Origin of the sequence: Streptomyces chiangmaiensis, assembly GCF_036281785.1 — a bacterium.
In the GTDB taxonomy this organism is placed as follows: Bacteria; Actinomycetota; Actinomycetes; order Streptomycetales; family Streptomycetaceae; genus Streptomyces; species Streptomyces chiangmaiensis.
Genome location: NZ_JAYWVC010000210.1, coordinates 1 through 13,317 on the forward strand (window position 1 = coordinate 1; position 13,317 = coordinate 13,317).

The window sequence follows — 13,317 nt, forward strand, 5'->3', positions numbered from 1 at the left end:
AGCCGGCGTAGACGTTCAGACGCGTCACGCCCAAGGCGTGATCGTGGAACCACAAGGTCGCCGCGCGCTCGTCGTTGGCGTACTGGAAGACGGCCTCTCCCGGATCCCATGTGACGTCGTAGGCGGCTTCGGCCTTGTGCTTGAACACGTCGTAGTACGACCCGACCCGGGCGTAGCCGGCGGGGATGTCGACAGCCTCGGGAAGGTACCAGGCTTCGGGGTATCCGTCGCTTTCCTCCGTGTTCTGGCCTCCGTGCAGATGCGTCACGATCGGCACCGGGCCGGTGTACGGACCTGGCGTCGAACGGAACATCGAGTGCCCGTCCCGCTCCCCCGTCCCACCCGGCGGGTTCGCCCAGTGCAGTGTCGGGTCGACCGGCAGCAGGTAGGGCAGATGGCGGCCCGAGCGGTCGAGCAACTCGTTCTTCCACCGCACCCGCACAGGCGTGCCAACCCGAGCTTCCAGGGTGAACGAAGGGGAGTGGAAGGTGCCGGGTTCCCCTGTGGAGCCATATCCCCACACCGTTGTCGCCGGCAAGCCGGGAGGCAGCACTTGCTGGCGGAACTGACGGGCGCCGATGGAGTAGTGGTCGATCCCACCCTCCGAGCCGCGGGCAGACCGCGGCATGACCGGAGGGACGAACAGACGTGTGCGGTACTTTCCGATGCGTTCCGGATCCAGAGCTGTGCGCCCCGCCGGTGACGACAACCGCGCCGGGACGAACCCGATACCGGAGGGAACGAGCACAAACGCGCCTCCGGCAACGGCAGCCTGGATGACACGCCGCCTCGTAACCACACCGGTTCTCCGTTCGCCTTGCCGGACCATGGACAGCCCGCGTCCCACTCGCAGATTTACACAGACGTGGCGTGCTGGCCTGCGCGAATACTCTGGACAGGGCACCCCATGTGGTTGATTGGGGGACACGCTCCGACAGTGACAGACACTCCGTGACCAGCGACGACACTGCGGGATCAGACCCATGGCCCAGCTCTGAAACTGCCGGACGCATCCACGGACATGTGCACGGGTTGGGCCGTACATCCCCACCCAGGGGGCCGACCGGCCCTTGGCACCGTGCAGCGCAGCGCAAAACTGGGGGTGAGGGCGCATGGCCGTGACAGCCGCCAATACCGTGTGACCCCGCCCCACCCCGGAGCGTGAAAGCACTGTGCGGAACGCGGAGGAAGGGCGTATCCAGGCGGACGGCAGGAACCAGCCGAGGCCCCGGGCAAGTCTCCGGGTCCATTCGCGGACACAGTCTTTCGCGTCGATCATGAGGGAGAGCGGTACATACCGGACGCGGGGGCGAGAAGGGCGGTCGCCATGACGCAGGACGTCATCGCCAAGACGGCGCCGGTCACCGTGACCCCAGTGCTCACCGACTATGACCGGACGCGCGCCGGATTCAGCTGGGACGCAGCACGTGAACGCATGTCAGGGCTGCCGAACGGCGGCCTGAACATCGGATACGAGGCAGTGGACCGCCATGTGGGCGAGGGCCGGGGAGGCCGAGTCGCACTGCGCTGTGTGCGTCGGGACGGTACGGCCGAGTCGATCTCGTACACCGACCTCAGGCGGCTGACGAATCGATTCGCCAACGTGCTGCGGGCCCTCGGCATGGCCCGCGGTGATCGTGTGTTCACCTTGCTGGGCCGCTGCCCCGAACTCTTCACGGTGGTCCTGGGCACTCTCAAGAACACGTCCGTACTATGTCCACTGTTCTCGGCCTTCGGGCCGGAGCCTGTGGCCCAGCGGATGCGCCTGGGCAATGCCCGCGCCTTGGTCACCGCCGAAGAGCTGTATCGTCGCAAAGTCGCACCGGTACGTGACGGCCTGCCTGAACTTGAGCACGTTCTGATTGTCGGTGACCGCAGTCTGGATCTTTCCAGGACTCTCTGCTTCGACACACTGATGTCGAGGACTTCGCTGTGCCTTCCACGCGCCCCGACGAGATGGCGCTGTTGCACTTCACGAGCGGCACCACGGCGCACCCAAGGGTGCGATGCACGTGCACGAGGCGGTCGTCGCCCACCACATCACGGCCGCGTACGCGCTGGACCTGCAGCCGGATGACCGGTACTGGTGCACCGCGGACCCCGGCTGGGTCACGGGCACGTCGTACGGGATCATCGCCCCGCTCACGCACGGCGTCACGGTCGTCGTCGATGAAGGCGACTTCGGCGCGCGCCGTTGGTACGGCATCCTTGCCCAGGAGCGGGTGACGGTCTGGTACACGGCGCCCACAGCCCTGCGCATGCTGATGCGGGCCACCCCCCGGCAGGGCCCCTACGACCTCCCGCGTTCATTCGACCTTTCGGCTCTCCGGTTCATCGCGTCCGTCGGTGAGCCGCTCAACCCGGAAGTAGTGCTGTGGGGTCGGGACGTGCTGGGGCTCCCGGTGCACGACAATTGGTGGCAGACCGAGACGGGCTGCATCGTCATCGCCAATCTGGCGGCTTGTCCCCTCAAGCCCGGCTCGATGGGCCGCCTTCTGCCCGGCATGACCGCGGCCGCCCTGGCCCGCGCGCCCGACGGCAAGGTCTGGCGCTCGCCCGAAGGCCGCGTCCAAGTGGTGGAGCAACCGAGCCAGGAAGGGGAACTGGCGTTGAGACCGGGCTGGCCGTCGATGCTCCGCGGCTATCTGCATGCCGAGGACCGGTACGCGGCGTGCTTCGTCGACGGCTGGTACCTGACCGGTGACATCGTGCACGCTCGACCAGATCCTCAATAACGCTGCCACGTTGCGGCACATGTCGGGCGGACAGCTCTCGGTTCCGGTGGTCATCAGGATGACCACCGGCGCCGGACGACAGCTGGCGGCCCAGCACTCCCACAGCCTGAAGGGCTGGTACGCCCATATCCCCGGGATCCGTGTGCTCGCCCCCGCGACGCTGGAGGATGCGCGCGGCATGCTCGCCCCCGCGCTGGCCGACCCGGATCCTGTGGTCATCTTCGAACACGGCTCGTTGTACAACGTCTCCGGCGAACTCAGGTCGCCAGCGGCTCCGTGGACATCTCCTCGGCGGCCGTCCGCCGCCCCGGCGACGACATCACGTTGCTCACCTACGGCGGTTCGCTGCCCAAGGCCCTCTCCGCGGCGGACCTGCTCGCCGCCGAGGACATCAGCGCCGAGGTAGTGGACCTCCGTACCCTACGGCCCCTCGACGACAGCACCGTCATGACCTCCGTGGCCCGGACACACCATGCCGTCGTCGTCGACGAAGGCTGGCGCACCGGCAGTTTCGCCGCCGAGGTCTCTGCGCGGATCACCGAGCAGGCCTTCTACGAACTCGACGCACCGGTCGCACGTGTGTGCAGCGCCGAGGTCCCGATCCCCTATGCCAGACACATGGAGGAGGCGGCGCTGCCCCAGGCGGAGGTCATCGCCGCCGCAGCCCGTGAGGCGGTGGGGCACCGTGGGTGAGTTCACCATGCCGTCACTGGGCGCGGACATGGAGGCGGGTACTCTGCTCGAATGGCTCGTCGCGCCCGGCGACACGGTGCGGCGCGGCGATGTGATCGCCGTCGTCGTGACCGACAAGTCCGCCGTGGACATCGAGTGTTTCGAGTCCGGAATCGTAGGCCGCATCCTGGTCGCGCCCGGCACCAGGGTTCCGGTGGGCGGGCCTTTGGCCCTCATCGAAGCGGCGGCGGAGGCGGCCGAGGCTGCGCCAGAGGACCAAACGGACGGAGCCACCAAGGCCGGGGGAGCTGCCCAGCCAGTCTCCGGACCGCCCACCGGAGAGCAAGCCAAGAGCAGGGTGCCCGCCAGACACAAGGCCCCAGCCCGCGCAAAGCAGTCGACGGCACGACGCCCCTTGGAAAGTGCAGCACCGCCTGCCCCCGCAACGACTCGGGAACCCGCCGTGGTCCACACCGAAGCCGGACCGCTGGTTCGGCACCTCGCCAGCGAGCGGGGTATCGACCTGGCGACGATCCATGGCAGCGGACCCGGCGGCAGAATCACTCGTACCGACGTCGAGCGGGCCACCCACGCCAGTAGTCGGCGTGTACACGCCACGCCTTACGCTCGGCGACTCGCGCGAGAGCTGCACGTCGACCTCGGCATACTGCACGGCACCGGTGAGGACGGAGCCGTACGAGCGGCAGGCGTGAAAGAGGCGATGCGCACGCTCGCAGCCCCCTCCCCTGCATCTGCACCTGCAACCGAAGCCCCGCGGCCCCGAAAGGTGCCGCGTCGCGCCGAGGCGAGTCCGCCGGCGCCGACAACGATGCGGCAGGCGGTCGGCAAACTGATGAGCCGCGCCAAGCGGGAGATCCCGCATTATTACCTCGCCACGACCATCGACTTGAACGCGGCAGTCGTGTGGCTGCGCTCGCGGAACCGGGAGTTGCCGGTAGGCGAACGGATGGTGCCCGCCGCTCTGCTGCTCAAGGCCGTGGCTACCGCAGCCCGCAAAGTTCTCGACCTCAACGGTTTCTGGCAGGACGGAGCGTTCGTCCCCGGTCACGGTGTGCACCTCGCTTTCGCCGTGTCCCTACGCGATGGGGGCCTCGCCGCGCCGGTCATCCACGACGCGGACTCCCCGACTCCCGTGCAGCTGATGGGTCGCCTCAAGAACCTTGTCGAGGGTGCGCGAAGGGGGCGACTGCGCGGAACGGAGATCACAGGAAGCACTCTCACGGTCACCAGCCTCGGCGACCAAGGCGTCGAAGTGGTTTACGGCGTCATCCATCCGCCCCAGGTCGCCCTGGTCGGGTTCGGTGCCGTGGTCGAACGCCCATGGGCCGACCACGGGATGGTCGGGGTGCGCCCAGTGGTGACGGCCACCCTGTCCGCGGACCACCGAGCCAGCGACGGCGCTGTAGGAGCTCGGTTCCTGACCCTCGTAGACAACCTGCTCCAGAAACCGGAGGACCTGTGATGGATCGGAGCGACGCTCTCATCGCCGTCCAGGAAGCGATCCAAAGCGTGGTGCCGGACGCCGACCTCACCCACCTGGACCCGGACACACCGTTCCGCGATGCCCTCGAATTCGACTCGCTCGACTTCCTCAGATTCGTGGAGTTCCTCTCCCAGCGCATCGGGGTGGGCATCGACGAAGACGCCTACGCCCAGCTGACGACCTTGAACGACAGCACCGCGTTCCTGATCTCCCGGGCTGCGCAACTGTGAACGTCGCCTCTCAAGGTACGGGGCGCGCCTCGGGCTCGCGGACGGCGAACCGGGAGCCGCCGCGTCATGCGGACCGGCTCGTCGACTCGGAACCTGCCGCCGGCTTTTACTGTGCAAGCTCACCGTCGCCCCTGGTGGCGCGGGCCGCCAGGCTTTCGATAACGAGTCGATCGCCGAGGTGAACTCGCATGGCCGCCGCCGTGCCCTCACAATGTCGTTAGACCCGACGTGCCACACACGAGACACCGACGCGCGAGATGCCGGCCTCGGACGCAGGCCGGCGGACAGAACAGTGCAGAGGGCTGTGCAGTGCATTGACTGTCCGAGTGGATCTGAGCTGCCCACCGCCGTACCCGTGGTGGACGAATTGAACCGACCCCCCCGTCGAGCCCGCGCACTACGCCGGATCGGCTGGCCGAAGCCGCGTCAACCGACCGCCCGTACAGTCGCCGTCACCCTATGACTGAGTCGAGCCACCACAGGGAGCCGACAATGCCGCTGCATCACAGGGACGCGTCCGTGCTCCGGCCAAGCACGGGACTCGATGCGCCCCCGCTCCCGCGCGCAGAGGTACGTGAGACCCATACAGCGGTCGTGTTGTTCCTCGGTGACCGCGTCTACAAACTCAAGAAACCGGTCGATCTGGGATTTCTGGACTACACCACCGCGGCGGCTCGCCGAGCCGCCTGCGAACGCGAAGTCACGCTCAACCGCCGCTTCGCCCCCGATGTCTACCTGGGCATGGGAGAGATCCGCAGCCCGCATGCCGAGGAACCCGAACCGCTGGTCGTGATGCGCCGCATGCCTACTGACCGCCGCCTCTCTCAGCTGATACGAGAAGGAGCCGCCGTCGAGGACGCGCTTCGGGCTGTCGCCCGGCAGCTCGCCACACGTCACGCAAGCGCGCCCCGCAGCCGAGAAGTAGACGAACAGGGCACGTTGGAAGCGCTGTCCTCGCGCTGGGAGAACAGCTTCGCACAGGTCCGGGCCATGGCTGACAAGGACGCTCCACCCGATGGCGTAGATGAGGTAGAGAGGTTGGTGCGCCGGTATCTCGCCGGCCGCAAGCACCTGTTCGACACCCGCATCGAGCAAGGGCGAATCGTCGATGGCCACGGCGACCTGCTCGCCGAGGACATCTTCTGCCTCGACGACGGTCCCCGCGTCCTGGACTGTCTGGAGTTCGACGACCACCTTCGCTACGTCGACGGCCTCGACGACGCTGCATTCCTCGCCATGGACCTGGAACAGCTCGGCGCCCCGGGGGCTGCGGCATACTTCCTCGCTCAGTACACCGAATACTCCGGCGACCTCGCACCCCCTTCCCTGTGGCACCACTACGTCGCCTATCGCGCGTTCGTCCGGGCCAAGGTCTCCCTGATCCAGGCCCGCCAGGGCACCCCCAACGCCGAGGCGGCGTCCCGGTGCCTGGTCACGACGACCCTGCGTCACCTGCGCACCTCGGCTGCCGGTCTGACACTCGTCGGTGGCCTTCCCGGCAGCGGGAAATCCACCCTTTCCGGCGCACTGGCCGATCGCCTGGGCGTCACACTGCTCAGCAGTGACCGCCTGCGCAAGGAGCTGGCAGGTATCCGCGCGGCGGAGTCCGCAGCAGCCCGCTACGGCGAAGGGCTGTACACAGCCGAGTGGTCGGACAAGACCTACGCGACGCTCCTCGACCATGCCTCCGCGCTGCTGACCTCCGGCGAGTCCGTTGTCCTGGACGCCAGCTGGTCCGATGCCAGACAGCGCGAGGCAGCCGTACATGTGGCCGAACGCGCCAGCGCCGACCTGGTGGCCCTGCACTGCCTGGTTCCTTGGGACGTGTCGGCGGCCCGCCTGAACAACCGCGCCACCGGAGCGTCGGACGCCGACCTCGACGTGGCCACCGCAATGGCAGCCAAAGAGGCGCCGTGGCCAGAGGCCGTCACGATCGACACCAGCGGCCCTTTGGAATCCGCGGTCGTTCAGGCGTTGGCTGCGGTACGCCCGTGGGGCACAGGCCAGGCACCCGTCTTCCGCCGCCCCTATATGAAGCCGGAGTGAGGAGAAACGGCAACACGACCGCAACGCGCAAGCATGCTGCCGCATGCGCCGGGTCTTTGCTGCCACCATGCGGAAGCCGTTACGTTCTTCGTGGCCCCGGGCTCGGGGCTCCCGGGCTCCGCGACCAGGCGGAGCGCCGCGTTCGTCGCTGACCCTAGAGCGCCACTGCGCCATGCTCCTGAAACTGCCGCGCAGCCCCGGCTAGGCATGATCCCGAGAGCCATGCTCAACACCCACCGCAGCAAGCGCGCCCTCATGAGCACCCCGTCGGACGCTGGTCTCCGTTGCCAACACCGCTCGCGTGCGGAGCGGAGGGGGAGGGCGTCGATATCCAGCTCTCAGCCGAACCGCCAGCCCGTCCGGGCCAGAGGGCACAGGGTGAAGTTCCGAGGGCGGAGAACCGGCAGCCTGCAAGTACACATCGGCCACGACAGAGGCGCACGGGCCACGGCGGGCCCACAGTTCGGTTGACGCGTCTTCGTGATCGTAGATGCACGTTCGCACAAGCCACAGCCCGCGGCAGCCTACTGATGGGCGGGGCCGATACGGCGCCCTGTGAGGCGGGTGGGCCGTATCGATACCCACATCTCGCGTCGGGCCCCTGCCCACGGCTTGGTGTGGGCCCCTTCCGCCAGCCTACGTACAGCATCGGGCTCCGAAACGACCTTGGCCGGGCCAACGACCAGTACACTCCAGCCCTGGCTCATGGTCTCGTCGGCGTGGTCGACTTCGAAGGCGACATCCGATCCCGCGGCCGCTGCCGGCGCCGAGCCGGGAGCAGTACGGAAGGCGATCGCGTCGTCCGCGACCTCGTAGTTCACCGGGATGATCGCCGGGCCGTCCGGGGTGGACACCGCAACGCGGCCCACACCGTGGGTGGAAAGCCGGACACGGCATTCGTCGGGACTCAGAGCCTGAAGTTCGGGCTGGAGGCGCGCCTGCCCCTGACCGGGCGGCGCCTCGACGGCGACTCCGCGCAGCGATGCGACGGTGGTGCCCAGGGCGCCGGCCAGCCTGATGAGAGTCGCCAGACTCGGATCGGCCGACCCTTCTTCCAGACAGGCGAGGTAGTCCGTTGCCATGCCGGCCTTGTCGGCAGTTTCCTCCCGGGACAGTCCTTGTCGCCTGCGCTCGGCGGCCACGCGTCGGCCGATGTCGCGAGGGCCTGCTGTCACGCCAAGCGGCGTCGCGGTGGGGGCGGAACCGGCCTCATCCAGGCGATGCCTGGCAGGCACGTCGAGTCTGCCGGGCTTGTGCTCGAGGTGACGGACGTGCGCGTCGGGCCCGGGGAATCGAGCGTCACCTGGCCCGTATCCGACCAGCGCACGTCGTAGGGAGGTGTTCCGTCCTCGTGATGGAGTCCGACGATCTCGCCGTCGCGCCTGGCAGCACCTGTCGCCGGACGCTCAATGACGAGCTGGTCACCGAGGTGAGCTTGCATGATCGCCACCCTCTCCTCACAGTGATGCTCTAGCCAACGTGCCCCGCGCGGCGCGCCGCCGCGCGGGATGCGATTCCGGAACCGCGTGGCTGAAAGGGTCGGCCCTCCAGCAGAGCCCTCTGCTGACACGATCCGTCGGCCTTGGGACCCCGGACCGGCGACGCTGGGCTACTGCCATCGACCCATGGGGGGCCGGCGTGCCGCCCCACGTTGATCAGCGGACGGCTCACCCGCGCATGCGTGGAATGCTCCGCCGGGTCGCGGAGCGCGTCGTCGAGCACCTGCTGCGGCGGAAACACCGCGCGTGCATCGCGGAACGCGAACTGCATGGCCGTAATCGACGCCGACGACGTTCCCGCTCCGGACTTTGAGAGCCTTCCCCGGACAGGGTCTGGGGAAGTTCTCCCTGAGGAAGTTCTCCGCCGCGCACACAGCGGCCGGGCACCAGTGTGGTCGGCCTCGCCGCGATTGGCCGAACCGAGAAGCAGCCCCGCAGGTTCAGCGGAACAGCGTGGCGAGGTGGCAGCCTTCGCTGACCAGGACGGGCGCCCCCATCCTCATGCAGCACGCTTCGCATGCAACTCCACAGCCCTTGAGGTACTCCTCGTACGAGAGCCCGTGTGGGTGCGTTCCGATCTCTGACGACGGCGGAGGACGGCAGTGGTCTGAACGAGCTTCTTACGAAACGGAGGCGGTCGCATGAAGCGGGTGGTCACCGTGGGCCTGGATGGCTCACCGGAGAGTCTGGCCGCCGCCCGCTGGGCCGCCGACGAAGCCGAGCGGCGGGGGCTCACACTGCGCCTCCTGCATGCCTGGCCATTGCTCGCGCCGGAACCGGTCCGTGTCCCCTCAGAGATCGACCAGAACTACTGGGCAAAGCGACTTGTGCACAACGCGCAGGCTGAACTTCAGACATACCACCCGGGCCTCACCGTTGTCGGCGACCTCGTTGCCGACGACGCCCGGCACGCGCTGCTGCAAGCGGCGTCGGAGTCCGAGATGACCGTACTCGGTTCGCGGGGGCTGGAACTCCTGGAAAGCTACTTCATGGGCGACATCAGTATGCCCGTCGTGGCACACGCCGAACGGCCGGTGGTCCTGGTCCGTGCCATGAAAGACAAAGAAGGGCGACCGCCCGCTCCACTTGCGACAGGCCGTGTCGTGGTGGCGCTGAAACTGCACGGTCCCTGCGACGACCTGCTCGAATTTTCCTTTCGCGCCGCTGCGGCACACGGTGTGCCTCTGCGTGCCGTCCACGGCCGAAGCCTGCCTCTCCATTCACACGCATCCGGGGGCGTGGACCACGACATCACTGAAGAGATCAGGCAGGACGCGCGGGAGCACCTGAACCAGGCCCTGCGCCCCTGGCACGAGAAGTATCCGCGCGTGGAGGTGGCCGACAGCGTCCATCTCGAAAGCCCCGCGAAGGCAGTCGTCGGGGCCGCCGAGGGCGCCGGACTGCTGGTCGTCGGCCGACGCAGGCACCATCCCGTGCTGGGACCCCTGCTCGGCCCCGTGACCCAGGCCGCCCTCCATCACGCACGCTGCCCCGTCGCCGTCGTCCCGCACGACTGACCCGCGCGTGGACTCGGCCTCGCGCACTGGGCGTAAGGAGCGCCGGTCGAGCAGAGGAATCCCCCCGGAGTATGAAGTGCTTCCCTGCGTCGAAGTCTTCGATGACGGGTCGGCGTAGCGCAGCAGCACACCCACGCCCCCGCGCAGGCGCAACTGCTCCTGGGGCACCAGGACCAGTTCGGCCCTCGTGCCCACGAGGGCGCGGGTCAGGGCTGCGCCGGCACGCTCCTCGCGGACGTCCTGTACGCCGTAGGACCGCAGTTCTTGCTCGGTGAGGGCCAGTTGACCCGGGTCCGGACCGACCCACAGGCACAGCCTCGACTCGGGATGGTCGTTGAGGAAGAGTGCCTTGACCTGGCCGCGCTGCAGGGCTGATACGGCGGCGGAGAGGCCCTCGGCCGAGGCTCCCCTGCGTGCCTGCTGGGCGAGGAAGGCATCGAGCAGGTCCCGGTCATGCGCCGCCATGCGTCCGCCGAAGAGGCTTTCGAGCCGGTGTTCCATAAGTGCCCGCCCCGGCGTTGACTCGCCCGCACCTTCCACCGTGGTAACCCGCCTGCGCAGGGAGGCTGGAAGTCGGCGAACGAGGATGCCGCGGGCCCAGACATCTCCCGCGACGACCACTTCTTCGGCATCAATACGCCGTGCATGCTCCTCCAGCTTCCGGCCGATGGCTTCAGCGGCGTGCAGCCAGTCGGCCACGGGAATCTCCTCGTGCAGGCGGTGCCCTGGCGTGACCTTGACCAGGGGCCATGCGCCGACCTCCACGTCGACACGCACAGTCCCGGTGGCGTCCGTGGAGTGACGGCCGCTGTAGTGGACGTGGATCGCCAGGTACGGGATCTCGGGCGTGTGCTGGACGATCAGCGGCATGGTGTCCGGCAGCGTTCCGAAGTGCGCCGTGTCCCGTGCAGGCGGGGCGGGCAGTTCGTCCAGCAGAGCCAGCCGACCGTGCGCCGTGAACACCGCCTGCCCGTGCGTTCCGGGGACATCCGTGTCGCTGCCCACCATGCGTGCCACCGCGGTGATGGAGCCGTGGTCGGCTCCCTCGGAGATCAGGGCGTCTCGCAGATGCCGCCAACGCAGCGCTATGGCGGCGTCGGGATCTTCGAGGGCGCTGTCGCGAGACGTGTCCATATAGACCGACGCGAAGGGACCGGGCTGTTTGTACAGGGGTTCGAGAAAGGAAAGTCTCATGGTCACTCCCCAGTGCGCGTCGTCGCCTCCGGGTGGAACGACCGAAGCCCCCGATGCGTGCGACCGGCCGACCGCCACGAAGCCGGACGGCCGTCCGCGTTTGTTCGGATGACCTCGGCTCGGCGGCGAAAGCCAGGGACTGCTGCATGTTCAGCATCGCGGTCGGTGGATAGAGACGTGCCTATGCCTCACTGGGTTTCGACGGCCGCTCGGCAGCGGCCCCTCGGGGCAGGTCTGTGGCCGCTCGTACGTGCGGGCATGCTTGCCATGTGGCGGCGACTTGCCGAGCGGCCTCCACTCGACGGCTGAAAGGAAGAAGTGGTCAAGGTCGCTGCTGTCGGGCGAGGGCCGCGCGCCACGCCGAAGCGGGAGCGTCAGGACGCGGTGATTTCGACATGGCGCGGCTTGGCGGCCTGTGCCTTGGGCACTGTGACGGAGAGTACGCCGTCGCTCAGGGTTGCGTTGACCTCGTCTGCCCTGACATCTGTGGGAAGGAGTGCGCGGTACTCGAAGTGTCCGGCGGGTCGGGTGCTGCGGCGCAGTACGCCTTCTCGCTCCTTTTGCTTGTACTCACCAGTGATGTGCACTTCCCGCTCGGTGATCTCGATGTCGATGTCGTCACGCTTGACCCCGGGCAGCTCTGCCTCGATCACGTAGGCGACATCGGTCTCCGTCATGTCCGCCGCGGGCGCCCAGGCCAGTGCCGTCGGCGCGGTGGCGAAGGTTTCGAGAAGCCGGTTCATGCGCTCGAACAGTTCGTCGAACTCGGCGGTGACCGGTTCACCCAGTCCAAGGGCGTGGAACGGCCTCTCCAGAAGGCTGCCGGGCCGGTGTCGTACAGGCAGGGTCATCGCGGCTCACCTCCGCGAAGAGTGGTATTCAGGTCACCTTCCATGGTGCACGTACCCGCGCAACCGGGCGACTTCATCGGAAACCCTCCCGTTGGGCGACGTCACGATCCGCGAGGAGATCACGACGGACATCCTGACCCGGACCCTCGGCCTCGGCCCGGGCGCGGTCACCGTCCAGGTCACCGACCGTTCGGATGCCCGTCGGGCGCATACCGCATTGCGGGTCACCCCAGACGTCAGCGACACGCCACCGTCGCCAGCCGGTGCACAGCTACTGAGCCACGGGCGTACACGTTGATGCAGCCTGGTCAGGGCACCGCCGCACCGCGGTACCCCCGACAAGGCGCAAGCCCGGGCAGCACCGTGGACGGGGCCTGCTGCCCCATCTCGGTGGGTTCCCTCTGCGCTGGTCGACCGACGAGAGCCGCCACGATGTCGGCTGCGGTCAGTACCCCGGCGAGCTGTCCGTCTTCCTGCAGCACCGGCAGTGCGTCGACTTCTGTGTAGCTCATGAGGTCGGCGGCGTGGTGTACGGTCTCCTCCGCGTGTACGAGCGCGGACCTACGGCCGGGCAGGAGGTTGGCCACGCGGAGGCCGGTCAGCGAAGTAGCCGGTGCCGCACAGGCGACCGCCACGTCGGCCCTGTCCAGCAGGCCTGCGCAGCGACCGTCTTTATGCACGACCGGCAGGTGACGAGAGCCGGATCGCTCCAGCAGCTCCCAAGCAACGAGCACGGTTTCGTCCACAGCGATCGTGGGCACAGCGGTGCGCATCACGGCGGCGACCGTCCGAGCCAGGACCGCCTCATCATTGTGGGTCGCTCCCTGCTGTCGCTCCATGGTCTCCTCCTTCGTGATTCCTCTCCTTCTCCACCGACGATCTCTTTCAGACCACGCCTCGTCACACGGTGATCCGACGCCCCGTGACGCTGAGCGGAACGATACGAATCCGCAACTCGCGCTGCCCGCCTACCCACGGTGCGCTGTACGTCTGCTCCTTCAATCGTCGTATGGAGTCGGGATCTGTCACGGCGCGTGCATCGCCACGTACCAGGACACTCCAGCCCCGT

9 protein-coding genes and 4 pseudogenes are annotated in these 13,317 nt (G+C 68.0%); 8 read left to right on the top strand and 5 right to left on the bottom strand.

From position 1 onward, the window contains the following. Positions 1-436: pseudogene (locus VXC91_RS36035) on the bottom strand (hypothetical protein); the annotation flags it as partial. A 999-nt stretch (positions 437-1,435) separates the two neighbouring features. Here VXC91_RS36035 and VXC91_RS36040 point away from each other — a divergent pair. From VXC91_RS36040 to VXC91_RS36070, 7 genes and pseudogenes are all read left to right on the top strand, one after another. Further along, positions 1,436-2,077 carry an AMP-binding protein gene (locus tag VXC91_RS36040; protein ID WP_329511574.1) on the top strand — a complete coding sequence of 214 codons (642 nt, stop codon included), beginning with the start codon at positions 1,436-1,438 and terminating at the stop codon, positions 2,075-2,077. Then, the gene (locus VXC91_RS36045) at positions 2,007-2,735 is read left to right on the top strand and encodes an AMP-binding protein (RefSeq protein ID WP_329511566.1); all 729 of its coding nucleotides are present in this window, start codon (positions 2,007-2,009) and stop codon (positions 2,733-2,735) included. The genes VXC91_RS36040 and VXC91_RS36045 overlap by 71 nt, the downstream gene beginning before the upstream one ends. A 19-nt stretch (positions 2,736-2,754) precedes the next feature. After that, positions 2,755-2,919 (top strand): annotated as a pseudogene (locus VXC91_RS36050) (alpha-ketoacid dehydrogenase subunit beta); the annotation flags it as partial. Positions 2,920-3,011: 92 nt separating this feature from the next. Further along, positions 3,012-3,428, top strand: coding sequence for a transketolase C-terminal domain-containing protein (locus VXC91_RS36055; protein ID WP_329511567.1), 417 nt, complete (start codon positions 3,012-3,014; stop codon positions 3,426-3,428). After that, on the top strand, positions 3,421-4,890 hold the full coding sequence (locus tag VXC91_RS36060) for a 2-oxo acid dehydrogenase subunit E2 (RefSeq protein WP_329511568.1): 1,470 nt from the start codon (positions 3,421-3,423) through the stop codon (positions 4,888-4,890). Before VXC91_RS36055 ends, VXC91_RS36060 begins: the two co-directional genes overlap by 8 nt. Then, positions 4,890-5,141, top strand: coding sequence for an acyl carrier protein (locus VXC91_RS36065; RefSeq protein ID WP_329511569.1), 252 nt, complete (start codon positions 4,890-4,892; stop codon positions 5,139-5,141). The genes VXC91_RS36060 and VXC91_RS36065 overlap by 1 nt, the downstream gene beginning before the upstream one ends. 492 nt (positions 5,142-5,633) lie before the next feature. Continuing rightward, positions 5,634-7,187: a bifunctional aminoglycoside phosphotransferase/ATP-binding protein gene (locus tag VXC91_RS36070; protein ID WP_329511570.1), complete on the top strand. Its 1,554-nt coding sequence runs from the start codon at positions 5,634-5,636 to the stop codon at positions 7,185-7,187. 524 nt (positions 7,188-7,711) lie between these two features. On the opposite strand, the pseudogene VXC91_RS36075 reads toward VXC91_RS36070, so the two are convergent. Next, positions 7,712-8,628, bottom strand: a pseudogene (locus tag VXC91_RS36075) (pyridoxamine 5'-phosphate oxidase family protein). Positions 8,629-9,327: 699 nt separating this feature from the next. On the opposite strand from VXC91_RS36075, the gene VXC91_RS36080 reads away from it, so the two are divergent. Further along, positions 9,328-10,203 (top strand): universal stress protein, encoded by an 876-nt coding sequence (locus VXC91_RS36080; protein ID WP_329511571.1) that lies wholly within the window; start codon positions 9,328-9,330, stop codon positions 10,201-10,203. A 423-nt stretch (positions 10,204-10,626) separates the two neighbouring features. Here the strand turns inward: VXC91_RS36080 and VXC91_RS36085 are convergent. The 3 genes and pseudogenes from VXC91_RS36085 to VXC91_RS36095 form a co-directional block, all read right to left on the bottom strand. Further along, positions 10,627-11,397 (bottom strand): annotated as a pseudogene (locus VXC91_RS36085) (baeRF2 domain-containing protein); the annotation flags it as partial. Between the two features lie 374 nt (positions 11,398-11,771). Further along, positions 11,772-12,248, bottom strand: coding sequence for an Hsp20/alpha crystallin family protein (locus tag VXC91_RS36090; protein ID WP_329511572.1), 477 nt, complete (start codon positions 12,246-12,248; stop codon positions 11,772-11,774). 308 nt (positions 12,249-12,556) lie between these two features. Further along, on the bottom strand, positions 12,557-13,087 hold the full coding sequence (locus VXC91_RS36095; protein WP_329511573.1) for a CBS domain-containing protein: 531 nt from the start codon (positions 13,085-13,087) through the stop codon (positions 12,557-12,559). Positions 13,088-13,317 lie beyond the last annotated feature (230 nt).